The organism is Kitasatospora sp. NPDC029367 (assembly GCF_055569135.1).
Map to the genome: position 1 here is coordinate 77735 of NZ_JBVHYH010000024.1, position 23892 is coordinate 101626.

At 70.7% G+C, this 23892-nt stretch carries 27 protein-coding genes and 3 pseudogenes; 16 read left to right on the forward strand and 14 right to left on the reverse strand.

Translation table 11 applies throughout. The features are described 5' to 3' along the window. Positions 1-9: 9 nt before the first annotated feature. Together ACZ4W5_RS16025 and ACZ4W5_RS16030 are read left to right on the forward strand one after the other, a co-directional pair. On the forward strand, positions 10-879 hold the full coding sequence (locus ACZ4W5_RS16025; RefSeq protein WP_360239715.1) for a MurR/RpiR family transcriptional regulator: 870 nt from the start codon (positions 10-12) through the stop codon (positions 877-879). 170 nt (positions 880-1049) lie between these two features. After that, the gene (locus ACZ4W5_RS16030) at positions 1050-1373 is read left to right on the forward strand and encodes a hypothetical protein (protein WP_033350007.1); all 324 of its coding nucleotides are present in this window, start codon (positions 1050-1052) and stop codon (positions 1371-1373) included. A gap of 116 nt (positions 1374-1489) precedes the next feature. Here the strand turns inward: ACZ4W5_RS16030 and ACZ4W5_RS16035 are convergent, their stop codons facing one another. Then, positions 1490-2119, reverse strand: a complete 630-nt coding sequence (locus ACZ4W5_RS16035; protein WP_465655026.1) for a Uma2 family endonuclease — start codon at positions 2117-2119, stop codon at positions 1490-1492. On the opposite strand from ACZ4W5_RS16035, the gene hutU reads away from it, so the two are divergent. Genes hutU through hutI form a run of 4 tightly spaced genes read left to right on the forward strand, consistent with a single transcriptional unit; the run spans position 2118 to position 7550 of the window. Next, the gene (gene hutU / locus ACZ4W5_RS16040; protein ID WP_360239709.1) at positions 2118-3788 is read left to right on the forward strand and encodes a urocanate hydratase; all 1671 of its coding nucleotides are present in this window, start codon (positions 2118-2120) and stop codon (positions 3786-3788) included. The two genes, ACZ4W5_RS16035 and hutU, sit on opposite strands and share 2 nt — an antisense overlap. Positions 3789-3805: 17 nt before the next feature. Then, entirely contained in the window at positions 3806-4987 is a 1182-nt protein-coding gene (locus ACZ4W5_RS16045) for an allantoate amidohydrolase (protein ID WP_402491928.1), read from the forward strand. After that, positions 4978-6339: a formimidoylglutamate deiminase gene (locus tag ACZ4W5_RS16050; protein WP_465655028.1), complete on the forward strand. Its 1362-nt coding sequence runs from the start codon at positions 4978-4980 to the stop codon at positions 6337-6339. The genes ACZ4W5_RS16045 and ACZ4W5_RS16050 overlap by 10 nt, the downstream gene beginning before the upstream one ends. 35 nt (positions 6340-6374) lie before the next feature. Beyond that, entirely contained in the window at positions 6375-7550 is a 1176-nt protein-coding gene (hutI, locus tag ACZ4W5_RS16055; RefSeq protein ID WP_465655030.1) for an imidazolonepropionase, read from the forward strand. A gap of 107 nt (positions 7551-7657) precedes the next feature. On the opposite strand, the gene ACZ4W5_RS16060 is transcribed toward hutI, so the two are convergent. Beyond that, the gene (locus ACZ4W5_RS16060) at positions 7658-7807 is read right to left on the reverse strand and encodes a hypothetical protein (protein WP_360239703.1); all 150 of its coding nucleotides are present in this window, start codon (positions 7805-7807) and stop codon (positions 7658-7660) included. Positions 7808-7894: 87 nt separating this feature from the next. Further along, on the reverse strand, positions 7895-8488 hold the full coding sequence (locus tag ACZ4W5_RS16065) for a DUF6461 domain-containing protein (protein ID WP_360239700.1): 594 nt from the start codon (positions 8486-8488) through the stop codon (positions 7895-7897). 106 nt (positions 8489-8594) lie between these two features. Here ACZ4W5_RS16065 and ACZ4W5_RS16070 point away from each other — a divergent pair. Both ACZ4W5_RS16070 and ACZ4W5_RS16075 read left to right on the forward strand, forming a co-directional pair. Further along, positions 8595-8726 (forward strand): annotated as a pseudogene (locus tag ACZ4W5_RS16070) (imidazolonepropionase); the annotation flags it as partial. A 150-nt stretch (positions 8727-8876) separates the two neighbouring features. Beyond that, the gene (locus ACZ4W5_RS16075) at positions 8877-9416 is read left to right on the forward strand and encodes a hypothetical protein (protein WP_360239697.1); all 540 of its coding nucleotides are present in this window, start codon (positions 8877-8879) and stop codon (positions 9414-9416) included. Positions 9417-9475: 59 nt separating this feature from the next. Here the strand turns inward: ACZ4W5_RS16075 and ACZ4W5_RS16080 are convergent, their stop codons facing one another. The 3 genes from ACZ4W5_RS16080 to ACZ4W5_RS16090 form a co-directional block, all read right to left on the reverse strand. Next, positions 9476-9673, reverse strand: coding sequence for a DUF397 domain-containing protein (locus ACZ4W5_RS16080; protein WP_360239694.1), 198 nt, complete (start codon positions 9671-9673; stop codon positions 9476-9478). A gap of 61 nt (positions 9674-9734) precedes the next feature. Beyond that, positions 9735-9935 (reverse strand): DUF397 domain-containing protein, encoded by a 201-nt coding sequence (locus tag ACZ4W5_RS16085; RefSeq protein ID WP_360239691.1) that lies wholly within the window; start codon positions 9933-9935, stop codon positions 9735-9737. Then, positions 9928-10791 carry a helix-turn-helix domain-containing protein gene (locus ACZ4W5_RS16090; protein WP_360239688.1) on the reverse strand — a complete coding sequence of 288 codons (864 nt, stop codon included), beginning with the start codon at positions 10789-10791 and terminating at the stop codon, positions 9928-9930. The genes ACZ4W5_RS16085 and ACZ4W5_RS16090 overlap by 8 nt, the downstream gene beginning before the upstream one ends. A 282-nt stretch (positions 10792-11073) precedes the next feature. Here ACZ4W5_RS16090 and ACZ4W5_RS16095 point away from each other — a divergent pair, with 282 nt between their 5' ends. From ACZ4W5_RS16095 to ACZ4W5_RS16110, 4 genes are all read left to right on the forward strand, one after another. Further along, a complete protein-coding gene (locus ACZ4W5_RS16095; protein WP_360239685.1) occupies positions 11074-11436 on the forward strand; it encodes an ATP-binding protein in 363 nt (120 codons plus the stop codon). Further along, entirely contained in the window at positions 11433-11684 is a 252-nt protein-coding gene (locus ACZ4W5_RS16100) for a hypothetical protein (protein WP_360239682.1), read from the forward strand. The genes ACZ4W5_RS16095 and ACZ4W5_RS16100 overlap by 4 nt, the downstream gene beginning before the upstream one ends. After that, positions 11672-11803, forward strand: a complete 132-nt coding sequence (locus ACZ4W5_RS16105; protein WP_360239679.1) for a hypothetical protein — start codon at positions 11672-11674, stop codon at positions 11801-11803. The genes ACZ4W5_RS16100 and ACZ4W5_RS16105 overlap by 13 nt, the downstream gene beginning before the upstream one ends. Before the next feature lie 287 nt (positions 11804-12090). After that, positions 12091-12645 carry an NUDIX hydrolase gene (locus ACZ4W5_RS16110; protein ID WP_465655033.1) on the forward strand — a complete coding sequence of 185 codons (555 nt, stop codon included), beginning with the start codon at positions 12091-12093 and terminating at the stop codon, positions 12643-12645. A gap of 203 nt (positions 12646-12848) precedes the next feature. On the opposite strand, the pseudogene ACZ4W5_RS16115 reads toward ACZ4W5_RS16110, so the two are convergent. From ACZ4W5_RS16115 to ACZ4W5_RS16130, 4 genes and pseudogenes are all read right to left on the reverse strand, one after another. After that, positions 12849-13142 (reverse strand): annotated as a pseudogene (locus ACZ4W5_RS16115) (NUDIX domain-containing protein); the annotation flags it as partial. A gap of 32 nt (positions 13143-13174) precedes the next feature. Beyond that, on the reverse strand, positions 13175-14023 hold the full coding sequence (locus tag ACZ4W5_RS16120; RefSeq protein ID WP_465655035.1) for a helix-turn-helix domain-containing protein: 849 nt from the start codon (positions 14021-14023) through the stop codon (positions 13175-13177). Positions 14024-14037: 14 nt separating this feature from the next. Beyond that, positions 14038-14553, reverse strand: a complete 516-nt coding sequence (locus ACZ4W5_RS16125; RefSeq protein ID WP_402491899.1) for a DUF6879 family protein — start codon at positions 14551-14553, stop codon at positions 14038-14040. Beyond that, a complete protein-coding gene (locus ACZ4W5_RS16130) occupies positions 14525-14779 on the reverse strand; it encodes a hypothetical protein (RefSeq protein ID WP_402491902.1) in 255 nt (84 codons plus the stop codon). The genes ACZ4W5_RS16125 and ACZ4W5_RS16130 overlap by 29 nt, the downstream gene beginning before the upstream one ends. A 216-nt stretch (positions 14780-14995) precedes the next feature. Between ACZ4W5_RS16130 and ACZ4W5_RS16135 the strand changes: the two genes are divergently transcribed. Together ACZ4W5_RS16135 and ACZ4W5_RS16140 are read left to right on the forward strand one after the other, a co-directional pair. After that, positions 14996-15145 (forward strand): hypothetical protein, encoded by a 150-nt coding sequence (locus ACZ4W5_RS16135; RefSeq protein WP_199922064.1) that lies wholly within the window; start codon positions 14996-14998, stop codon positions 15143-15145. Continuing rightward, the gene (locus ACZ4W5_RS16140) at positions 15142-16320 is read left to right on the forward strand and encodes a methyltransferase domain-containing protein (RefSeq protein WP_465655037.1); all 1179 of its coding nucleotides are present in this window, start codon (positions 15142-15144) and stop codon (positions 16318-16320) included. The genes ACZ4W5_RS16135 and ACZ4W5_RS16140 overlap by 4 nt, the downstream gene beginning before the upstream one ends. Positions 16321-16550: 230 nt before the next feature. On the opposite strand, the gene ACZ4W5_RS16145 is transcribed toward ACZ4W5_RS16140, so the two are convergent. After that, positions 16551-18584: a S9 family peptidase gene (locus tag ACZ4W5_RS16145; RefSeq protein WP_465655039.1), complete on the reverse strand. Its 2034-nt coding sequence runs from the start codon at positions 18582-18584 to the stop codon at positions 16551-16553. A gap of 247 nt (positions 18585-18831) precedes the next feature. Beyond that, on the reverse strand, positions 18832-20355 hold the full coding sequence (locus ACZ4W5_RS16150) for a peptide MFS transporter (protein WP_465655041.1): 1524 nt from the start codon (positions 20353-20355) through the stop codon (positions 18832-18834). 330 nt (positions 20356-20685) lie between these two features. On the opposite strand from ACZ4W5_RS16150, the gene ACZ4W5_RS16155 reads away from it, so the two are divergent. Together ACZ4W5_RS16155 and ACZ4W5_RS16160 are read left to right on the forward strand one after the other, a co-directional pair. Then, positions 20686-21360: a response regulator transcription factor gene (locus ACZ4W5_RS16155; RefSeq protein ID WP_030290974.1), complete on the forward strand. Its 675-nt coding sequence runs from the start codon at positions 20686-20688 to the stop codon at positions 21358-21360. A gap of 63 nt (positions 21361-21423) precedes the next feature. Then, positions 21424-22671: an ATP-binding protein gene (locus ACZ4W5_RS16160; protein ID WP_465655043.1), complete on the forward strand. Its 1248-nt coding sequence runs from the start codon at positions 21424-21426 to the stop codon at positions 22669-22671. Between the two features lie 60 nt (positions 22672-22731). Here the strand turns inward: ACZ4W5_RS16160 and ACZ4W5_RS16165 are convergent. Both ACZ4W5_RS16165 and ACZ4W5_RS16170 read right to left on the reverse strand, forming a co-directional pair. Further along, positions 22732-23028: pseudogene (locus ACZ4W5_RS16165) on the reverse strand (ester cyclase); the annotation flags it as partial. Positions 23029-23172: 144 nt separating this feature from the next. Beyond that, complete coding sequence (locus ACZ4W5_RS16170) at positions 23173-23655, reverse strand: GtrA family protein (RefSeq protein WP_360239652.1); 483 nt, start codon at positions 23653-23655, stop codon at positions 23173-23175. Between the last annotated feature and the right edge of the window lie 237 nt (positions 23656-23892).

Genomic DNA, 23892 nt, shown 5'->3' on the forward strand with positions numbered 1-23892 from the left:
GTACCGCTGATGACCGCCACCGACGAGGCCGGCACCGTCGGCCCCTCCGCCCGGCTGCTCCAGCTGTTCGAGGGCCACCGGCTGACCCCCACCCAGCGGCGGATCGCCCACTCGCTGGTCCGGCACGCCAACGAGGCCCCGTTCCTGTCCAGCGTCGAGGTCGCCGAACTCGCCGGGGTCAGCCAGCCCTCCGTCACCCGCTTCGCCGTCGCCCTCGGGTACGACGGCTACCCGGCGCTGCGCAAGCAGCTGCGCGAACTCGGCGCCGGCGAGCCCGCCGCGCCCGAGACCCCGGACGACGCGGTGCGCAACGAGCACCAGCAGGCCGTCCTCGCCGAGATCGCCCACCTGCGCCACCTCGCCGAACTGCTCGCCGACCCCGAGCCGATCACCCGGGCCGCCCGGCTGCTCGCCGCCTCCCGCCCGCTGCCGGTGCTCGGCCTGCGGGCCGCCTCGGCCCAGGCGCGCGGCTTCGCGTACTTCGCGGCCAAGGTGCACCCGGACATCCGGCTGCTGGACGAGGGCGGCAGCATGCTCGCCGACCGGCTGGAACAGGCCACCGCGGCGGGCGCCACCGCGCTGCTCTGCTTCGCGCTGCCGCGCTACCCGCGGGAGTTGATGGACGCCCTGGTGGTGGCCCGGGACTGCGGGCTGACCGTGCTCACCGTCGCGGACAGCGCCTTCTCGCCGGTCGCCAAGCTCTCCGACCTGATGCTGCCGGCCGCCGTGGGCACCGGGCTGGTCTTCGACACTGCCTGCGCGCCGATGATGCTCGGCCGGGTGCTGCTGCAGAGCATGTGCGACGAACTCCCGGGCGCGGAGGCCAGGTTGGAGGCGATCGAGCAGTCCGCGGCGGCCCGGGGCCTGTTCCTGGAGTAGGGACAGGTTGGTGTAGGGACAGGCTGGTACAGGCGGGGCCCGGAGTAGGAACGGCCTGGAGTGGGCGCGGCCTGGAGTAGGAGCGGCCTGGAGTGGGCGCGGCCCGGAACAACGGCCGAAGGACTACTCGTCACGAAGCCGGGCATCCCCTAGTGCAGGGGGTGCCGCCCATGCGCGTGATCCACGAGATGAAGTTCGTCGCCCGCCTGGCCTCGGGTGCCGACGAATGGTCCTGCCCCGCCTGCGGACGCCGCGTCACTCTGCGGCGCCTGCCCGAACCCGAACTGACCGTCCTCGACCCGGGCGACGAGTCCGCCGTGCACGTCGGCGTCATCGAACCCGATGCCCGTGCCACCGCGGCCGCCGAGAAGTACGGCCTCGGCCCCGTCCAGAACATCCCCCGCCCGCCGTCCCCGCCCGCCCCCGACGCCGCGGACCGCCGCTGGCTCGCCGAGATCGGCATCGACTGGGACGGCGGCGACGCGGCGGCGTGAGTCAGCGGCGAGGGGCGTAGAGCGGGAGGCCGGAGGTGTCCAGCTCGGCGGGCAGGGGTGCGGGCAGTGGGACGGGCTCGCCGTACTTGCCGTGCAGGACGCCTCGATATTCGCCGTCACGAGGGTGGGTGTAGAGCGTCCAGGTGCCGTCGCGGGGGGGTGAGTGCGAGGAAGGCGGCCACGCCTGCGGCGGCGTACCAGGCGGCCTTGGTGGCGACATGGCTGACCGGCGAGGGGCCGGGAGCCACCTCGACGGCGAGGGCGACATCGCGAGGATCGGCGAGCCAGCCGTCCTGCTGCTCCCATTCGACGGGCAGTACGAGCAGGTCGGGTGTCGCGTAGTCGTCCCCGTCTCCCGGCAGGGCGACGGACGACGTCTCGTACGCGCCGAGGCCCGGCAGACGTGCGCCGATCCGTTCGCGCAGGTGTCGCACTGTTCCGGCGTGTTTGCCGCGTCGGGGCGGCGACATCAACAGGATGCCCCCGATGATCTCGACACGGAGCCCGGTGCTCCCCTGGATCGCTTCCGCCGCGTCGCGAAGCTTCGCGGGTCGCACGGGGGTGGTGACCATCGCGTCCTCTGCTGGGCCGAGTGGCTGGTGTTCGCCCGGGTTCAGGCTAGCGCGCCAAGTCGGCCGGTGCCGTTGCTGATCGGATTGTTTCAGGGTCTGGTCGAAAGCCGGTTGTTTAGTTATATTCAGCCGAGCAGAACTTGAATGAATCCATCCGCAGGGAGGCCGGGACATGGTGCAGCAGCAGACGAGCGGGCCGCGCGAGGTGCGTGCGGCGCGCGGGACGGGGCTCACGACGCAGGGGTGGCAGCAGGAGGCTGCCCTGCGGATGCTGATGAACAACCTCGACCCCGAGGTGGCCGAGCACCCGTCGAAGCTGGTGGTGTACGGCGGCACCGGCAAGGCCGCGCGGGACTGGCGCTCCTTCGACGCCATGGTGAAGACGCTGCAGGGGCTCAAGCAGGACGAGACCATGCTGGTCCAGTCCGGCCGCCCGGTCGGCGTGATGCAGACCCACGAGTGGGCGCCGCGCGTGCTGATCGCCAACTCCAACCTGGTCGGCGACTGGGCCAACTGGGAGGAGTTCCGCCGGCTGGAGAGCCTCGGGCTCACCATGTACGGCCAGATGACCGCCGGCTCCTGGATCTACATCGGCACCCAGGGCATCCTCCAGGGCACCTACGAGACCTTCGCCGCCGTCGCCAACAAGCGGTTCAACGGCACGCTGGAGGGCACCATCACCCTCACCGCCGGCCTCGGCGGGATGGGCGGCGCCCAGCCGCTGGCCGTCACCATGAACGGCGGCGTGGCGATCTGCATCGACTGCGACCCGTCCCGGATCTCCCGCCGGATCGAGCACCGCTACCTGGACGTCGAGGCCAAGGACCTCTCCCACGCGCTGGAGCTCGCCACCGCGGCCCGCGACAAGCGGCAGCCGCTCTCCATCGGCCTGCTGGGCAACGCCGCCGAGCTCTTCCCGCAGCTGCTCGCGATGGACGCCCCGATCGACATCGTCACCGACCAGACCAGCGCCCACGACCCGCTGAGCTACCTGCCGCTCGGCGTCGACTTCGACGACATGGCGGACTACGCGGCCGCCAAGCCCGCCGAGTTCACCCAGCGCTCGCGCGAGTCGATGGCCCGCCACGTCGAGGCCATGGTCGGCTTCCAGGACCGCGGCGCCGAGGTCTTCGACTACGGCAACTCGATCCGCGGCGAGGCCCAACTGGCCGGCTACGACCGTGCGTTCGCCTTCCCCGGTTTCGTCCCGGCGTACATCCGCCCGCTGTTCTGCGAGGGCAAGGGCCCGTTCCGCTGGGCGGCCCTGTCCGGTGACCCGAAGGACATCCACAAGACCGACAAGGCCGTCCTCGACCTCTTCCCGGAGAACGAGTCGCTGCACCGCTGGATCAAGATGGCCCAGGAGAAGGTGCACTTCCAGGGCCTGCCCGCGCGCATCTGCTGGCTCGGCTACGGCGAGCGCGACAAGGCCGGCGAGCGCTTCAACGACATGGTCGCCTCCGGCGAGCTGTCCGCGCCGATCGTGATCGGCCGGGACCACCTGGACTGCGGTTCGGTGGCCTCCCCGTACCGCGAGACCGAGGCGATGCTGGACGGCTCGGACGCGATCGCCGACTGGCCGCTGCTCAACGCCATGGTCAACGTCGCCTCCGGTGCCTCCTGGGTGTCCATCCACCACGGCGGCGGCGTCGGCATCGGCCGCTCGATCCACGCCGGCCAGGTCACCGTGGCCGACGGTACGGCGCTCGCGGGCGAGAAGATCCGCCGCGTCCTCACCAACGACCCGGGCATGGGCGTCATCCGGCACGTGGACGCCGGCTACGACCGGGCGGTCGAGGTCGCCGACGAGCGCGGCGTGCGCGTTCCCATGGGTGAGCTGTGAGCTCTTCGTTCAACGAGATGTGGGCGGAGCTGCTCCCCGTGGGCCGCTCCGCCGCCTCCGGCGGCTACCGCCGCTTCGCCTGGAACTCCGCCGACGCCGAGTGCCGCGCCTGGTTCGAGCAGCAGGCCCGCCACCGCGGCCTGACGTACGAGCTGGACCGCAACGGCAACCAGTGGGCCTGGCTGGGCGACCCGCACGGCCAGGGCGCGGTCGTCACCGGCTCGCACCTGGACTCCGTCCCGGACGGCGGCGCCTACGACGGCCCGCTCGGCGTGGTCTCCTCCTTCGCCGCGCTGGACGAACTGCGCGCCAGGGGAGCGGAGTTCACCAAGCCGCTGGCGATCGTCAACTTCGGTGACGAGGAGGGCGCCCGGTTCGGCGTGGCCTGCATCGGCTCCCGGCTGACCGCCGGGCTGCTGTCCCGCAGGGCCGCGTACGAGCTGCGCGACGCCGACGGCCTGCGGCTGCCCGACGCGATGGAGAAGGCCGGCTACGACCCGACCGCGATCGGCGCGGACGAGGAGCGGCTGTCCCGGATCGGCGCCTTCGTCGAACTCCACGTCGAGCAGGGCCGCTACCTCACCGAGGAGCAGCCGGTCGGCGTGGCCGGGGCGATCTGGCCGCACGGCCGCTGGCGCTTCGACTTCCACGGCGAGGCCAACCACGCGGGCACCACCCGGATCGAGGACCGCCGCGACCCGATGCTGACCTACGCCAACACCGTGCTCGCCGCCCGTAAGAAGGCGAAGCTGGCGGGCGCGCTGGCCACCTTCGGCAAGGTCGCGGTCGAGCCCAACGGCACCAATGCGATCGCCTCGCTGGTGCGCGGCTGGCTGGACTCCAGGGCCGCCGACGAGCGGACCCTCACCGAACTGGTCGCCGAGATCGAGCGGGCGGCCGCCGAGCGCGGTGAGCGCGACGGCGTCCGGGTCGAGCTGACCCGCGAGTCGTACACCCCCGTGGTGGACTTCGACGGCCCGCTGCGCGACCGGCTCGCCAAGCTGCTGGACGCCCCGGTGCTGCCCACCGGCGCGGGACACGACGCCGGGATCCTGGCGTCCGCGATCCCGACCGCCATGCTGTTCGTGCGCAACCCCACCGGGGTCTCGCACTCCCCGGCCGAGCACGCCGAGGAGGCCGACTGCCTGGCCGGGGTCGCCGCCCTCGCCGACGTACTGGAGGACCTGGCGTGTCAGTGACCGCTTCGGTGACGTACTGGGCGCAGTACGCCTGGCTGCCGCACCACAACGGGCCGGTGGTCGAGCCGGACGTGCTGATCACCACCGGTGCGGACGGCCGGATCGCCGCCGTGACGCCGGACAGCGGGCCCTGCCCGCCCGGCGCCGTCCGGCTCGACGGACTGCTGCTGCCCGGCCAGGCCAACGCCCACTCGCACGCCTTCCACCGGGCGCTGCGCGGGCACGTCCAGGTCGGCTCCGGGACGTTCTGGACCTGGCGCGACACCATGTACCGGTTCGCCGGCGCGCTCGACCCGGACAGCTACCTGGAGCTCGCCACCGCCGTCTACGCCGAGATGGCGCTCGCCGGGATCAGTGCCGTCGGCGAGTTCCACTACCTGCACCACGCGCCCGGCGGCGCCCGCTACACCGACCCCAACGCGATGGGCGAGGCGCTGATCGAGGCCGCCGCCCGGGCCGGCATCCGGATCACCCTGCTGGACACCTGCTACCTGTCCTCCGGCTTCGGCGCCGAGCCGACCCACCCGCAGCTGCGGTTCAGCGACGGCGACGCCGAGGCCTGGGCCGCCCGCGCGGACGCGCTCAAGCCGCGCGAGCACGCCCGGATCGGCGCCGCCATCCACTCCGTCCGGGCCGTCCCGGCCGAGCAGCTGGGCACCGTCGCGCACTGGTCGGCGATGCGCCGGGCGCCGCTGCACGTCCACCTGTCCGAACAGACCGCGGAGAACGACGCCTGCCTCGCCGCGCACGGCGTCACCCCGACCCGGCTGCTCGCCGACCACGGCGCGCTCGGCCCGCGCACCTCGGCCGTGCACGCCACCCACCTCACCGACGAGGACGTCGAACTCCTCGCCGACTCCTCCACCACCGTCTGCATGTGCCCCACCACCGAACGGGACCTCGCCGACGGCATCGGCCCGGCCCGTCGGCTCGCCTCGGCGGGCAGCCCGATCTCCCTGGGCAGCGACAGCCACGCGGTGATCGACCCGTGGGAGGAGGCCCGGGCGCTGGAGCTGGACGAGCGGCTGCGGACGCGCACCCGCGGCCATTGGACGGCGAACGCGCTGCTGCGGGCGGGCGGCGAGGACGGCCACGCCTCGCTCGGCTGGCCCGAGGCCGGGCGGATCGAGGCCGGGGCGCTCGCCGACTTCACGGCGATCGCGCTGGACTCGGTGCGCACGGCGGGGCCGCCGCCGCGGCTCGGCGCCGAGATCGCGGTGTTCGCGGCCTCGGCGGCGGACGTCCGCCACCTGGTGGTCGGCGGACGGCACGTCGTCCGGGACGGCGTGCACCAGCTGGTGGCCGACGTGCCGGGGGCGCTGCGCTCGGCGATCGGCGCGCTGGACTACTGATTCCCCCTGTTCGACCTCACGCGGAAGGCGTTGTCTTGAGCACCAGGACCACCTTGATCACCGGCATCGGCAGCCTGGTCACCAACGACCCCGGGCAGGGCGCCGGGCCGCTCGGCCTGCTGGCCGACGCGGCCGTGGTGGTCGAGGGCGACCGCGTCGCCTGGGTCGGCCCGGCCGCCCAGGCCCCGGCGGCGGACGAGCGCTTCGACGCCGAGGGCCGGGCGCTGCTGCCCGGCTTCGTCGACTCGCACGCCCACCTGGTGTTCGCGGGGGACCGTACGGCAGAGTTCAACGCCCGGATGTCCGGGCAGGCGTACAGCGCGGGCGGCATCCGGACGACGGTGGCGGCTACCAGGGCGGCTTCGGACGCTGAGCTGGACGCCAACCTGGCCGGGTTCGTCCGGGAGGCGCTGCGGCAGGGCACCACCACCATCGAGTGCAAGTCCGGCTATGGGCTGACGGTCGAGGACGAGGCCCGGGCGCTGCGGATCGCGGCGAAGTACACCCCGGAGACGACGTACCTGGGCGCGCACATCGTGGCCCCGGAGTACGCCGAGGACCCGGCGGGGTACGTGGAGCTGGTGACCGGCGAGATGCTGGACGCCTGTGCGCCGCACGCCCGTTGGGTGGACGTGTTCTGCGAGAAGGGCGCGTTCGACGGGGACCAGGCGCGGGCTGTTCTGACGGCGGGGATCGAGAAGGGCCTCACGCCGAGGGTGCACGCCAACCAGCTCACGTACGGGCCGGGCGTGCAGCTCGCGGTGGAGCTGGGGGCGGCCTCGGCGGACCACTGCACGCATCTGACGGACGAGGACGTGGCGGCGCTGGCGGGGTCGGCGACGGTCGCGACGCTGCTGCCGGGGGCGGAGTTCTCGACGCGGGCGGAGTACCCGAGCGGGCGCAGGTTGTTGGACGCGGGGGCGGTGGTGGCGCTGTCCACGGACTGCAACCCGGGGTCTAGCTTCACCAGCTCGATGGCGTTCTGCATCGCGGTGGCGGTGCGGGAGATGGGGATGACCCCGGACGAGGCGGTCTGGGCGGCCACGGCCGGCGGCGCGCATGCGCTGCGGCGCACGGATGTCGGGACGGTCGCGGTGGGCGCGCGGGCGGACCTGCTGCTGCTGGACGCGCCCTCGCACGTGCACCTGGCCTACCGCCCGGGCGTGCCGCTCACGGCGGCGGTCTGGCGCGCGGGCGTCCGGGAGGTCTGAACCCTCGGACGACGGACGGCCCCCGCGCCCCCGGGGTGGCGGGCGCGGGGGCTTTCCGAGAGCGCCCGCTCCCTGCACGCAGGGAGCGGGCCGCTTCGGTGTGTCGGTCAGCCGAAGGGCAGGACCTGGGTGCTGCCACCGGCCAGGATGCGCTGGTACTCGCTCTCGCCGTTGAGTGGGCGGTAGTTGATCACCGGATCGCCGGCCCGTACGAGGGCGGTCGCACATCCGGGGCACCAGGGCCGTGGCGGCTGCACGTCGATGTCCTCGATCGGAGCGGTGAGCCCGGATCCGCAGCCGTGCCGCCCGCGCCGGGGCCGCGCTCCTCAGATCGGTCGAACGGATCACCGGATCACGAACCCGGGTAGGGGCCGCTCCTCGACGTCTCGGGGCAGGGCGAGGCCGAAGCGGGCTTCGAGGACCGCCAGCGTCGCACGGTCCGCGTCCCCGAAGGGTTCCTCCTCCGGGCGGCCTGACTCGCCGTCCGGGCGGAGCACGCCGGCCCGTACCAGGTCGTCCAGCAGGAAGTCCGGCTCCTGGCCCCACCGCCAGACCTCCTCGCCGATGCCGAAGGAGCAGACGGCCACCCCGTTCCTCGCGTAGGCGAACTGCGCCGGTGGATGGTCCGGCTGAGGGTCCAGGTGGACGACCTCCACCCCGTCCCGCGACACCTCGACCAGCCGTTCCGCCGCGCTGGGGAGGCCGTACTCCAGGGCGAAGGACCACCCCCCGTACGCGCCGACCCGCACCACGTCCTCGTCATCCGTCCCGTCGTCCATGACCACGTCCCACGCCTGCGCCCCCGTCAGGGACGACGGAACGGATCCCGGCACACCGCCCAGGCGCCGGGCGAGCTCCTGCGGCGTGATGCCTCGGGCGAACACGATGCCGTACCGCCAGTCGTCGCAGTCGACCAGCCACCGAAGACCGTCACCCATGACGCGGGCCCCCTCTTTGCGAGCGCGGGCCGTGATCTCCGCGCATCCGGGTGACCAGCCTAGGCAGTGGCGCTGACAGGCCTACAAGTCCTCTGACGACTGCGCCGTGGCGTTGCCCACGGGCTGCAACCCGGGCTCCAGCTTCACCAGTTCGATGGCGTTCTGCATCGCGGTGGCGGTGCGGGAGTTGGGCATGACGCCGGACGAGGCGGTCTGGGCGGCCACGGCGGGCGGCGCGCAAATTACCGGTGGCCGGCACCAGGCAGCCGGTGGCATGCTTGCCACTCGTATGTGATCAATCGGTGTACCTGTGCCTGCAGGGCCATCAGGATCCGACCATTCCTCGGCGACACCGAGGCCTGAGGCTCTGGCAGAGAGGTTGCCTCCGGTGGACGATGCCGACCGAATTCCCGAGGACCTGACCGAACTCGGAAGGCTGCTCATGCGCGGCGCATCCACCATCCGGTGGGTGGAGGCGGCCGAGCGGCTTGTCCTGCAGGTGGACAACCTGCGGGACTGGCTCATCAAGAACCACTTTCTTCGTATGTACATGAGCGAGTCCGGCCCGTATGCCGCCACGGATTTCGCCGAAGCCTTCAACGCCGCGTGCGAGATCTCCCGCGGCGGCAGCAGCGCCCTCGATGCCTCCGGCCTGCACAGGTCAAGCTTCGCTGCTCTCGGCGTCGCCGCCAACCTCTGTGGCCGTGTGCAGAACTCGTTGCGTTACGCCGTCCACGAGATCGACGAGAGCGATGCCCGGGCGGTGGCGTTGGCGGTGCTTTATGCCATGGGATACATGGACGCCACCGTGGACGTGAACGGCGATGAGGTGGACGGTTGGGGGCCGAACTCGCTGGCCTACGAAGACCGGTTGTCCCAGCCCGATCGGATTCCTCCGACCGGCGCACCCGCGCGGTCAGGCACGTGATCATCGGCTTCCGCACCGCGGACGGCCGGGACATCCGCTTCGAAGACTCCAGCGGCGTACTAGCTGGTGGTGAGGTGGTCGAACTCGCCTGCCTTGGCGGCCTGGAGGAACGTGGCGAACTTGAGGCGGGTGGTTCGGACGATAACGTCGCCGTCGTCGGACTCCCGGAGCTCGACGATCCCGTCGACGGTACGGACCTCGACGCAGTCAGAGTTGGCGCCGGAGTAGCTGGACTTCTGCCACGCGGCGCTGGTCATGAAGCCAGGCTAGCGACCGGCGGCCTCTTGCGGGGAGCAAGAGGCCGCCGGAACGATTCGCTCAGGGGGCGGTGGTGAGGTGGTCGAACTCGCCTGCCTTGGCAGCCTGGAGGAAATTGGCGAACATGAGGTGCGTGGTGCGGACGATGACATCGCCCTCGTCGGACTCGCGAAGTTCGATCACCCCTTCACGTGCTCGCACCTCGACGCAATTGCTGGCTGCTTCGCTGAAGCTGGATTTCTGCCACTCGGAGCTATTCATACCTGTCGTTCAGTTCCTTCATGATCGAGCGAATGTAATCTCGCGACTCGCTCTCCGGGAGCGCGATGGCTTCGATGCGCTCAAAGATTGCGCGATAGCCCGCCAGCTGGGCGGGCGAGTCGAAGATGTGGGAGCCATGGGACGAGTCAGCCTGGACCGTATCCAGCTCCGGCACCGGCCCCTCCGCGTAGATCAGGTTCTCACTGGGGCCAGGGAAGTCAGCCGTATCGAACGGTACGACTCGCAGTGAGACTCCTGGAAGCTGCGAGTCTTCGACGAGGGAACCAAGCTGTTCCTTCAGCACTGCGGGACCGCCGTACTGAATTCGCAGCGCTGCCTCGTGGACCAGTGCCACGTACGGCGTTTCACCGGATCGAATGGTCTGCTGCCTGCGTAGGCGGAACCCCACCCTGCGATCGACCTCGCGACCGGGAAGGGGAGTGAAACCTCTCGCGAACACGGCGGCGGCATAGGTGACCGTCTGTAGCAGCCCCGGGATGAAGCCGATGTTGAAGCTCTTGAGCCTCTTCGCATGTCCCTCCATTTCCGCCACATCAATGGGGGCGGCTGTGAGGGCGTTGCGATACTCATCCCACCAGGCCCGATCTCGCTCCCTGGCCATCTCGGCGAGCGCGTCAACCAAGGGCGCGTTGGCGCACATGCAAGCCTCTGCGATCTCGTGCAGGCGCTCCACGCTGACGGCGGACTTCCCGTTCTCCATCTGCGTCACCAGAGCTGGAGTCACACCGAGCAAGCGGGCGAGGTGGCTGCCTGCGAAGCCGGCCTGCTCTCGCATCCTCCGCAGTTCAGCGCCGAGTCGGCGCTGGCGAAGGGTCGGGTTCTGGCGGTTGGCCATGGCGTCCTTTCTGCGGGTGCAGGCGCCAGTCTGCCGTGCCGCGCACAGGGGTGGCCATCCGGGGCATGACTCCATCGGGGGAACCTTCGCGCATCGCGCTTAACGTTAAGCCGTGATGCGCTATCGTCGTTCACAGCTCGATCCGACGGATCGTCAGTAAAGCCTGCATCCAGGGCAGTAGGCGCCTGCTGCCCGCGCACCGAAGAGCAACCGCCGCCCCGGCCTGGCTCACGGTGACGACCGTCATCACCTCTCCCACACCACAGCCTCACGGAGGTTCCCGTGTGTACCCGTAACACCCCCTCGCTCGCGCTCGCCCGCCAGGCCCTGCGGGACGCCCTGGCCCGTAGCGGCTGGGACGCCGACGCAATCCACGACGCCGAACTCGCCCTCGTCGAGCTCATCTCCAACGCCTGGCGGCACGGCGGCACCCCCGCGCCCGTCGTCTGGTTTTCCCTCCTCGGCGGCACCCTCCACGTCTCCGTCGCCGACGAGAGCGACGCCCTCCCCCAGCCCCGCAGCCCCGCCGGCCTCGCTGAGAGCGGCCGTGGCCTCCAGCTGGTCGAGGGCCTCACCCACCGGTGGGGCGTCGACCCCCAGAAGTACGGCAAGAGCACCTGGTACGAGCTGGACGCCGCCTCGTGACCCGCGACCCCATCGCCCCCGACGACCCTCGCATGCGCGACTACACCGAGGCCCAGATCACCACCCTCCTCGGCGAGTTGCACCGCCGCGGCCTCCCGCACGGCCTCCTCTGGGGCTCCGCCGCCCCCGGCGAGACCACCCTCGACGGCCGCATCCTGATCGACTTCGGCAACGCCCCGGTCAGCACCCTCCTCAACCTCCTCCACCTCCTCCGCGACCTGGAGCGCGACCAGCCGTGGCACCGGTGAACCTCCTCGTCGCCGCGATCCTCCTCACCCTCCTCGCCCTCGCCATCACCACCGTCGCCCTCGGCGTCCTCGCCACCCTCAAGATGCCCCGCCCCGAGAACCGCGACGACCAGCCCTGAACCAACGCGAAGGCCCTCGCCCACCCAGGGCGCGGGCCTCGCGGGTGCCGCTGTCAGCCGAGGTGAGGGATCGCCCTGTGCTCCAGGAGCAGACGTCGACCTGCTGCCGGACCCCGCCGTCCGAGTACGCGATCACGCGCCGTGGGCCGGTCTACGTGCCGACGAGCCCGGATCGGTCGCACTCGCCAACAGCATTCCTGGATGGACGAGGGCCCGAACACACGTCCTCGGCTCGGTGGATGTGGTCAACTATGCCCACCTGCCGCCTTCCCAGGATGTGATTGCTGATGAGTGCTCAGGCCGATGGGCTAGAGCCGTGGAAGATCTATGGCGACCGCTTGGTCTATGACAATCCATGGGTACAGCTGGCCCTCGTGGACGTTGAGCCTCCTGGCGTGGCGCGCTTCGAGCATCACGTGGTGCGCTTGAAGCGCGTGGCCATAGCCGCGGTGCTGGATTCCGACGACCGCGTGTTGATGCTCTGGCGGTACCGCTTCGTGCCACAGTCCTGGGGCTGGGAACTTCCCGGTGGCATCGTCGATCCCGGAGAGGATGGCCTGGGGGCGGCTCTGCGTGAGGTCGAGGAGGAGACCGGCTGGCGACCGAATCACCTCGACCACGTGGTCACCTTCCAGCCGATGGTCGGCATGGTGGACTCGCCGCACGAGGTGTTCGTCGGTCATGGAGCGACCATCGTGGGCGAGCCAGAGACCGGCGAGGAGGCCGGCCACGTCGCGTGGGTGCCGATGTCCGAGATCCCGGCGCTCATGGCGGAGGGCAAGCTCATGGGTTCGGGAACCCTGGTCGCGCTCCTGCACATCCTGGCTTCCCGCAAGCAGTGATGCCCGAGGAGACTGCCATCCTCATCGCGATGCTCCGAATTCCTCGACCAGTTGGTTGACTCGGGCGCGTTGGCGGGCTGATCCCGTGCGATTGGCCAGCAGCCGTGCCTGCCGTAAGTGGTTCACCGCCTCGTCCTGTTCCTCTCGGGCGACGTGCGCCTGGGCGAGATCGCAGTGCAGGCCGGCGGTCGCTCTGTTGAACTGCGCCGGACTTCTCCGTCCGAGTAGGCGATCACATGTCGGGAGTCGGTGTACGTGCCGACGAGCCCGGTGATCTCGACGTCGAGGCCGGTCTCCTCGCGGACCTCCCGGACGGCCGTGCCCGGCAGCGATTCGCCGAGATCCATGGTTCCGCCCGGCAGCGCATACAGGCCGTTGTCGGTGCGTCGTTGGAGAAGGATGCGTCCTCCGGGGTCCGTCACCACCGCGGATGCCGCCACGACCAGCCGGTTCGGCTCGGGCGCATTGAGGTCGTCGTAGAACTCCGTCCGTGCCATGTGGTCAGCTCTCCTTGCGCGGTAGCGAAGTGTCAACCCAGGTAGGCCAAAGCGGCCGCAACAAGGGAACGTGCTGCGGCGCCTCGCGCTACCCCCTGGGAAAGTCGATCGAAGGCGCGGGCATACAGATCGACCTGGCTGGGCTCCGTAAGCGTCGAGGCAGCATCCAGTGTGTCCGCGTGGACCCTCGCGTCATCGAAGATCGTGAAGGTCGGCATGGGCCACACGGTCCGTTGCGCCGCAAACGGGATGATGCCGACGGCGACGTTGGGAAGATCCATGACTCCGAGTAGGTGGCCCAGTTGTGCTGCCATGGTCTCGGCGCTACACACGCGGTACCGCAGTACGGACTCCTCCAGGACGAACGAGAACCGGTGAGCGCCATGGCTCAGCACCGCGTTGCGCTTCATGCGGGCCGCCACGGCGTCGCTCACGTCGTTCGGGGTTCCCCGGAAGTCGGCGATGGACGACAGCAGGGCGGCGGCATATCTCGGTGTCTGGAGGAATCCGGGGATCACGTCGGAGACGTAGATTCGGAACATCCTGGTCTGTCGGTACAGATCTCCGGCGGACTCTTGCAGCTTGCGGAGCCCACTTCGCTGGAGTTGTCGCCACTGCACATGAGCATCGGCGGACTGCCGGTTGGCGGCAATCAGGTCAGGGGCTTCACTCTCGGCGTCACAGGCTCGGCACCAGGCCCTGATGTCGGCGTCGGAAGGAGGCGTCCTGGCGTTCTCGATCCGGGAAGACTTCGATTCCGACCAGCCGCACCTGACGGCCAGCTCCCGCCCGCTGATCCCCGCATCCCTCCGAATCTCGCCCAGTCGACCTGCGACGGCTTCGCGGGCCTTCTGAATGGCTGGAGAGGGGTGTACGGGCATGGAGCTGGCCTTCGTCAGATTTCGTACCGGTGATGCGGGACTGCCCGCTCCCAGACTGCTTCGAACGCGGAGGCGCACAGCTCCACGGTCTTCGGGTCTGCGGTGATCTCGTCCTCGACCACCGCGCCGTCGCCGGAGAAGTGGTGCACCCGAAGCAGTGCGCCATCGAACAGCCAGAAGTCGTTTCCCGGCAGGGGGATGCTCGTGGCCCGCCGCCGTGGCAGCCAGCGGACGTCCTCGCCTGCCGTGATGTTGGCGTGGGTGACGTAGTGCTCCCACCGGATGTACTCGGACACGGGCTCGGATACGACCCGAGCCCGACGGATGACCACGCCCCGGGCCACGGTGTCCGTGATCAGCTGGTCATAGGGATGCCACCAGGACGCGCGGTCCTCCCAGTTGATCCGCTCACCGCGCTGCCACGCCTCGAACCGCTCCGTCGGGGCGTAGGAGTCCCGCAGTTCCAGATGGACGGCGGACCGCCGGCATTGCTCAAGGAGTTCAGCGAAGTTGGGCACGCTCGATGACATCACACGCCTCCCGGATCATGGGGACCATCCGGGCAGGAAGCCTGACGATGGACTCATCGGCGGGTACCGGGCCGTTTGCGGGGCTGCTCCCTTCGCATTCCGCCTGAGTCTGGGGGCGCGGGTTCCACCCCTGGAAGAGGATCTCCCGGGCCTCCGGGTCAACCCACACGGTGGGGCAGTGGTCCCGGTCGGTGTTGGGGTCGATGCCAACGAACTCCACGGCCATGGCCGGCTCCCTGGTCTAGGTGCTTGCTCGGGCTTGCACAAGCTTGTCCAGCCAGCAGACATGTAGTCAATACAACTATCTGGCACAGTAATTGGCGTGCAAGCTCATGCAAGTTCGTGGAGGCCGGCGCCTCACCCTCCGTAACGTCGCCTGTGCCGGTAAGGCAGATGGCAGAGGGATCCACCTCGGCCGGACCGACAGCGGAAGGGGAAGAACATGGGCAAGCGCGGCGGCGGGTCCGGCGACGGCAAGGGCGGCGGGCAGCAGGACGACAGCAACAAGGGCGCCGGGCACGGCGGAGGCGGATCCGACGAGGGTGGCAACACCTCCGACGGCTCCTCCCCGGCGGGCGGCAGCGGCAAGTGACCAGCGGGACGCACAAGGAGGCGGGCCCCCAGGGGCTCGCCTCCGCGCTGGTGGCCGGCGGCGCGCTCACCTCGGACTGGCTTCCCTCCTTCAAGGCCGTGCCCCGCGAGCTGTTCGTCCCGGACCGCATCTGGCCGGGCATCGCGGACGGCACCCGGCAGAACTCCGTGGTGTACCGATCGCAGGACCCGGAGGGGTGGCGGCGGGCGGTCTACTCCGACATCCCGCTGACCACACAGTGGGACGACGGGGACCACGAAGGGGACGGACTCGGCACGACCCCGACCTCGTCCAACTCCATGCCCACCATGGTGTTCTCGATGCTCCAGGACCTCGACGTGCGCCCCGGCGACCGGGTGCTGGAGGTCGGCGCCGGCACCGGCTGGAACGCGGGCCTGCTGGCCCACCGCCTGGGCGGCCCCAACGTGGTGACCGTCGAGTACGACCCCGACGTCGCCCGAGGCGCCCGCGCGAACCTGGACCTGGCCGGACTCGCGCCGACCGTCGTCGAAGGCGACGGACGGCACGGTTGGCCGGACGGCGCTCCCTACGACCGGATCATCGCCACCTGCTCGCTGCTGGAGATCCCCCGCGCGTGGCTGGAGCAGACGGTGCCCGGCGGGATCATCGTGGCTCCGTTCGGCACCGAGTACGGCGGCGAGCAGATCGTCCGGCTGACCGTCGACGCTGACGGCACCAGTGCCGGCGGCCGGTTCACCCGGAGCTCGGCGTTCATGCGGCTGCGCCAACAGCGCACCGACCGGCCGTCCTTCGAGGACTACCTGCACGGGAAGCCGTGGCCCGCCGATGGCGTGAGGGCCACCACCACTCTCGCCCCTCCGGACACCGGCGGGTGGTTCGAGCAGTTCGTCATCGGCTCCGCCGTCCCCGGCGCGTTCTGGCGGGCGGAGCGCTACGACGACGGCGCCTACACGCTCTGGCTCTACAGCCGGGACACCCAATCATGGGCCTCTGCCGACTACCAGCCCGGCCGCACCGAGTACGAGGTGTACCAGTCCGGCCCCCGCAGCCTCTGGGACGAGGTGGAGGCCGCCTGGCGCTGGTGGGACGACCAGGGCCGCCCCGACTTGAACCGGTTCGGTCTTACGGTCGGCCCCGAAGGCCACACCGTGTGGCTCGACTCCCCGGAGAACCCGGTCCCACTCCGAGGCTGACCGGCGCCGGAGCCGAGAAGTTCGGCCGTTCTGGTTGCGCGGGCGAACTCCCCGAGGGAGTGCAGGAATCACACCGGCAACCGATCAGTCGTCAGTCGTGCTGACCCTCGGCCGGCCGCTCGCCCAGTCCCTGTCCGGCGCAGGAAGTCGGCTCAGCCGACTTCCTGCGCGTGCAGGTGCTTTCTAAGCGCCAGTGACCAGGCTCCGGCGCTCGGTGGCGTGGGCTTCGCTCACCTCTCGCCCAACGATCGGCGCAGGAAGGCCAGTTCGTGCAGTAGCAGGTTCTCCGCCACCGCCTCGTCGGTCGGCCGGTGTCCGGTGCCGCGCAGCGGCAGGACCTCGTGCGGGCGGCCGGCGGCGAGCAGGGCGGCAGAGAGCCGCAGGGTGTGGACGGGGAAGACGTTGTCGTCCGCCAGGCCCTGAATCAGCAGAAGGGGGCGGCTCAGCTTCGGTGCCTCGTTGACGAGGTCGCAGGAGTCGTAGTGCTCGGGGTGCTCGTCGGGGTGGCCGAGGAACTTCTCCTGCCAGTGGGTGTCGTACAGCCGGTGGTCGGTCGGCGCGGCCCCGGCGGAGGCGGCGTGGAAGACGTCCGGGCGGCGCAGCACCGCCAGGGCGGCGAGGAAGCCGCCGTAGGACCAGCCACGGATGGCGACCCGGTCGAGGTCGAGCAGGCCTGGCCGCAGCCGGGCGGCCTCGTGCAGGCCCTCGATCTGGTCCTCCAGCGCGGGCCCGGCCTTGTCGCCCCAGACCGCCTTGTCCCAGCGCGGCCCGCGCCCCGGGGTGCCGCGGCCGTCCACCACCAGCACCGCGAAGCCCTGGTCGGCGAACCACTGGGACACCTGCTCGTACCAGGCACCGTCCCTGGTGACCTTCTGCATGGCCGGCCCCGCGTACGGGTCGAGCAGTACGGGCAGCGGACCGTCGCCCGGCCGGTGGTCGGTGGGCAGGAAGAGGTGGGCGCGCAGTTCGCGCGGGCCGAGGCGGAGCAGCTCGGGCCGGGCGGTGACGACGGGCTGCTCGGCGTACGAGGTGAGCGGGTGGGCCGGACCACCGGGCCGGAGAACGGTTGCGCGGGTGCCCGTGGTGAGGACCAGCGTGCCGCCCCGCTCGGTGCCGCCGTGGACGCCCGGTCCGCTGCTCAACTGCCGTATGCCGGAGGCGGGTTCGTAGGCCCACAGGTGGGTCTCGGTCGGCTCCTCGGAGGCGGTGAACAGCACCCGCTCGCCCGCCGTCCCGACGACGCCCCGCAGTTGCAGCCCGCCCGGGGTGACCGGTTCGCCGTCGACGGTCAGGTACCGGGTGTCGCCCTCGTCGGCGGTGTCGACCAGTGCCCCGCCCGCCGTCCGCACCGGCAGGCCGGGGAGCAGCTCCACCCAGTGCGGGTCGGTCCGTTCGGCGAGCACCCGGGTCGCGCCGTCCGCCCCGATCGCCAAGGTCCGTACGGTGCGCTGGTCGCGGCTCTGCACGGCGGCGTACGGCCCGTGGTCGTCCCAGCCGGCGGCGGTCACGTACTCGAAGGCGGCGCGGTCCCAGCGGACCTCCGTACGGGTGCGGCGGCCGTCGAGGCCCAGCAGCCAGAGGGTGACCTCGGCGTTGGCGGTGCCGGCCAGCGGGTAGCGGACGGCGCGCGGGGAGTGTCCCGGCTCGGTGGGGTCGGCCAGGAACCACCGGGCGACGGCACGTTCGTCGACCCGGGCGACCAGCAGCGCGGTGCCGTCGGGGGACCACCAGTACCCGCGGTCGCGGTCCATCTCCCCGGCGGCGACGTACTCGGCGAGGCCGTACGTGACGTCCTCGGCCTCGGGCTCCGCCACTGCGCGGTCGTCCGTGCCGTCCGCGGCGACCGTCCGCAGGGCGCCGCCGCTGACGTAGGCGATCCGGCGGCCGGTCGGGTCGAGCCTTACCTCCCGCGGTTCACGGGCGGTGGCGATCGGGCGGGCCGAACCCGTGGTGGTGTCGGCCAGCCACAGCGTGCCGTCCAGCGCGAAGGCGGCGTACCGGCCGGTGGCGTCGGTGCTGTACGAGTCGATGCCGCTGGTGCTGCTGAGCGCGGTCGGGTCGATGACCAGCCGCTCCTCGCCGGTCGCGGTGTCCAGGGCCCAGAGGCAGGTGACCGGGTCGGTGCCGGTCCAGCTGCGCAGGAACAGCACCGTCGAGCCGTCGGCGGAGGGCTCCGGTCGGGTCGGGACGCCCAGGGTGAAGCGCTGGGTGCGGGCCAGCTGGCGGGGCAGCGAGTCGGCCGCCGGGCCGGGGAGAGTCGTCATGCCGGGACCATAGGCACACCCGGCCCGGCCCCGTCGAGGCAATTACCGACCCCGTCGAGGCAACCCCCGACCCGTCGAGGCAACCACCGACCCCGTCGCGCAGCCCCCGACCCCGTCGCGGCAACCACCGACCCGTCGCGGCAACCCCCGCCCCCGTCGCGGCAGGAGAAACGACCGGGGCCGCCGCGGATCTCAGGAATCCACGGCGGCCCCGGGGCCTCAAGGGCCCGGCCTCATCGGAGCGGCGTCAGTGCACGCCGCCCATGAGCGACTGGACGCGCTTGCGGTAGCTGTAGACCGCGAAGCCCGCGAGGCAGGCGAGGGCGGCCTGCATCGCGATGATGCCGGTGCCGTCCAGGTTGACGCCGGCCAGCGACAGGAGGCTGGTGGTGCAGTCACCAGCGGTGACGGCGAGGAACCAGACGCCCATCATCTGGGAGGCGTACTTCTGCGGCGCCATCTTGGTGGTGACCGAGAGGCCGACCGGGGAGAGGCACAGCTCGCCGATGGTCTGGATCATGTAGATCGAGACCAGCCACATCGGGGAGACCTTGGTGCCGTCGCCGGCCATGTTCATCGGGACGATGAAGATGAAGAACGAGGCGCCGATCAGGACCAGGCCCATCGCGAACTTCGTGATGGTGTTGGGCTCCTTGTTGCGGCGGGCCAGCCACAGCCACAGCCAGGCGAAGACCGGCGCGAGCGCCATCACGAACAGCGGGTTCAGCGACTGGTACCAGGTGGACGAGAAGCCGAAGCCGAGGACCGAGTCCGCGGTGTTCTTGTCCGCGAACAGGGACAGGGTGGACCCGCCCTGGTCGTAGATCATCCAGAACGCGGCGGCCGCGACGAAGAACCAGATGTAGGCGGTCATCTTGGACTGCTCGCCGGCGTCCAGCTGCTTGTCGCGCTTGATCCGGACCAGTACGACGACCGGGATGGCCAGACCGGCGATGGTCAGCGGGACGAGCGCCCAGTTCAGGGTGTAGACACCGAGCGCGATGACGGCGGCGTAGAAGACGACGCCCGCCAGGATCACGGCGCCGGCCTTCATCAGCAGGCTCTTGCGCTCCGCGCCCTGCAGCGGGTTGGGGACGACGCTGCTCTTCGGGCTCAGGTGGCGGGTGCCCATGAGGAACTGGGTCAGGCCGAGGCCCATGCCGACCGCGGCCAGCGCGAAGCCCAGGTGCCAGTTGTACTCCTTGCCGACCGTTCCGATGATGAACGGGGCGGCGAAGGCGCCGAGGTTGATGCTCATGTAGAAGACGGTGAAACCACCGTCGCGGCGCGGGTCCTCGGGGCCGTCGTACAGGTGGCCGACCATCGTGGAGATGTTGGCCTTGAGCAGCCCGGAGCCGACCGCGACCAGGAGCAGGCCGACGAAGAACGCCGCCTGGCCCGGAACGGCCAGCGCGAGGTGGCCCGCCATGATCACGAAACCGGCGACGGTGACGGTCTTGCGGGCGCCCCAGACCCGGTCGCCGAACCAGCCGCCCGGGTACGCCATGAGGTAGACCATGGAGACGTAGACGGAGTAGATGGCCGTGGCCATCGTCGCCTTCATCGCGAGGCCGCCGCCCTGGCTGCCGGCTGCCGCGTCGGCACCGCCGGAGACCAGGTAGTAGATCAGCAGGGCGCGCATGCCGTAGTAGGAGAAGCGCTCCCACATCTCGGTCATGAACAGCGTGGCGAGACCTCGGGGGTGCCCGAGGAAGGTCTTGCCGCTGGGGGAGGCCGACGCGAGGTCGGCGGCCCGGGTGGTAGACGCCATGTGTAGTCGTTCCTTGCCTGACAGCGTCCGCCTAGGGGGGTGGCGGCGGACGTGGACCTGAACCACTCTACGTGGCGATATTTGGCGTTATCAGATGACAAACATCGCGAATCACTCTGCTTAATAACAAAGTTGGCAACAGATCTGCCCGATTGATCCATGGTAGGCGGGCGTGTCTTCCTTCGGTTCAAAGATCCAATCGGGGATTCTTCGCCGAACGGTCGGTCCGCAGCGCCCTATTGGCCTCCGAAGGGCCCTTCTATAACGATCACGCTCTGTGAACTACCTCACAGGGGGTACGGGCATACGCGAGACGACTACCATCACCACATGACCTGTGTGCTGCTCGCCGAGGACGATCCGGCGATCTCCGAACCTCTCGCCCGGGCCCTGCGACGCGAGGGCTATGAGGTGCTCGTCCGCGAGGACGGGCCGACCGCACTCGCCGCCGGCCTCACCGAGGAGGTCGACCTCGTCGTCCTCGACCTCGGCCTGCCCGAGATGGACGGCCTCGAGGTCTGCCGCCGCCTGCGCGCCGACGGCAAGAGCTGCCCCGTCCTGGTGCTGACCGCCCGCGCCGACGAAGTGGACACCGTGGTCGGCCTGGACGCCGGCGCCGACGACTACGTGACCAAGCCCTTCCGCCTGGCCGAGCTGCTCGCCCGCGTCCGGGCCCTGCTCCGGCGCGGCAACGTCGACCAGCTCACCACCGGCGCGCACGGGGTGAAGATCGACATCGAGTCCCACCGCGCCTGGCTCGGCGAGGAGGAGCTGACCCTCTCCGCCAAGGAGTTCGAGCTGCTGCGCGTCCTGGTCCGCGACGCCGGCCGGGTGGTCACCCGCGAGGAGATCATGCGGCAGGTCTGGGACACCACCTGGTGGACCTCGACCAAGACCCTGGACATGCACATCTCCTGGCTCCGCAAGAAGCTCGGCGACGACGCGGCCAACCCGCGCTACATCGCCACCGTGCGCGGGGTCGGCTTCCGGTTCGAGAAGAATTAGCCGCGTACGGAGATCGTGGCCGGGTGGCGGCCGGTGCAGTGGAACACCTCGGGGAGCAGCAGCGTGAAACGCAGGATGATCAACTCGCTGCTGGTCGTCGTCCTGGTGGTCGTCGTGGTGTTCTGCGTGCCGCTCGCCCTGGTCGAGAAGCGCAGCATCGTCGACGCGGCCCAGGACCGGGTGGACTCGACCGCCGTCCGGGTGCTCGCCCTGGTCGAGAGCCGGCTCGCCGCCGGTGAGTCGGTCAAGGAGGGGCGGGTCTTCGAGAGCCAGGTCACCGAGGGCAGCTACGTCGAGGTGCAGATCCCCGGCCAGCAGGTGCTCTCGGCCGGCCGCCCGCCCGCCGGGAACCACCTGCTGCGGGCCGCCGAACACGGCACCAGCGGCGAGATCGTCACCGTCGAGCAGTCCCGCGAGGACGTCGACCACGACATCGCCAACAACCTGCTGCTGCTCGGCGTGGTCGCCCTGCTCGCCGTCCAGGCCGCCGTCGCGCTCGCCGTCTGGCAGGCCAAGCGCCTCGCCCGGCCGCTCACCGACCTCGCCGAGACCGCCGAACGGCTCGGCTCCGGCGACCCGCGCCCGCGCAACCGCCGGTACGGGGTGCCCGAACTCGACCGGATCGCCGAGGTGTTGGACACCAGCGCCGAGCGGATCGCCCGGATGCTCACCGCCGAACGCCGGCTCGCCGCCGACGCCTCGCACCAGCTGCGCACCCCGCTCACCGCGCTGTCGATGCGGCTGGAGGAGATCACCGCCCTCGCGGAGGAGCCGGAGACCGTCAAGGAGGAGGCGACCATCGCCCTCCAGCAGGTCGAACGGCTCACCGACGTGGTCCAGCGGCTGCTCACCACCCAGCGCGACCCGCGCAGCCCCACCGCCGTCGCCTTCGACCTGGACGAGGTGATCAAGCAGCAGGTGGAGGAGTGGGGCCCGACGCTGCGCGAGCAGGGCCGGGTGCTGTCCCTGGAGGGCCTGCACGGGGTCACCGCGGTCGGCACCCCGGGGACGGTCGCCCAGGTGCTCGCCACCCTGATCGAGAACTCACTGATGCACGGCGCCGGGACGATCACCCTGCGGGTGCGGCCCTCCGGCACCTCGGTGGTGGTCGAGGTGCAGGACCAGGGCGCCGGAGTGCCGGCCGACCTCGGCAACCGGGTGTTCGAGCGGGCCGTCAGCGGCCGCAACTCCACCGGCATCGGCCTGGCCGTCGCCCGCGACCTCGCGGAGGCGGACGGCGGGCGGCTGGAGCTGCTCTCGTTGCAGCCCCCGGTGTTCGCGCTGTTCCTCGGGCGCAGCCACGAGGACTGAGCGGGGCAGGCGCACGGGGACCGGGCGGGGTGCGAGCGCCGGGCGGGGTCAGTGGGCCCCGTCGAGCCGGACGTCGCGGACCACGTCCAGGTCGGTGAAGGTGGGCGGCGCATCGCAGAGCGCCACCATCTCGCGGAAGATTCGGTCCGTCTCGGGGAGCTTCGAGTTGCGCATCGCCTCCTCGTAGGAGGGGAACTCCACGATCTCCACCACGTGGCGGGCATCCGAGCGGTCGGTGCCGACGACCGCGTGCGAGGCGGTCCGCCGGCCCTGGGAGGCCTCGACCCAGGTGTCCATGAGCCGGTTGAGGTCGTCGAGCCGGTCGGTCTTGCAGTCGATGATCTGGACGAACGCCATGGCGAGCCTCCTGGGACCCCCTCGGCCTCTCGATCGTCCGCCGGCCGTACTCGCCCTCGGTAACCACTGTCCTCTCGCGGGGGCGGGCCCGGCAAGCGGACCCGGCAAGGGGAGGGGGAGTGGGGTGCCTGCCCGGCTACTCGGCTATTCGGCCTTGGCGTAGCGGATCTGCTCGGCGGCCAGCATCAGCTCGGCCTGGGCGGCCAGCTCCTGGCCGCTGGCACCCTCGGTGGTCGGCTGGACCGGCTCGGGCAGCGCCTTGAAGACCCAGGTGCGGTACGAGACGAAGCGGAACACGGTGGCGATGGCGAGGCCGACGACCTTGGCGCCCATCTTCTCGAAGTTCGAGTCCAGGCCCAGGATGTACTGGGAGAAGCCGAGTACACCGGTTTCGATCAGCATGCCGAAGCCGCTGAACACCAGGAAGAGGGTGATCTCCCGCTTGCGCGAGGCGGCGTCGCGGTCCCGGTACAGCCAGTAGCGGTAGCCGAGGTAGTTGGTGGCGATCGCGATCACCGTAGCGGCGATGTTGGACCGCAGCGAGGCGATGCCCAGGCCGATGTTGCAGACCCAGAAGACGGCGAAGTTGACCACGACCCCGCTCAGGCCGACGATGCCGAACTTCACGACCTCGCCCCTGATCCCACGCACCCTCTGCATGAGTGAGGGGTTCGAAGCTGTGGTCGTCGCCATACCGGGTGGCCTCCATGTACCTGCGGGGAAAAGGGCGTCCCACTGGGCCGGGGACACCCCTTGAGCCCTGCGTGCACGCACATGATCCGACCGCGCGGACGAGGACCTAGCCGTCCAGGCTACCCGCTTCCACCGAACGGCTCAGCCGTCCGGGGGAGGGGTTGACATCTA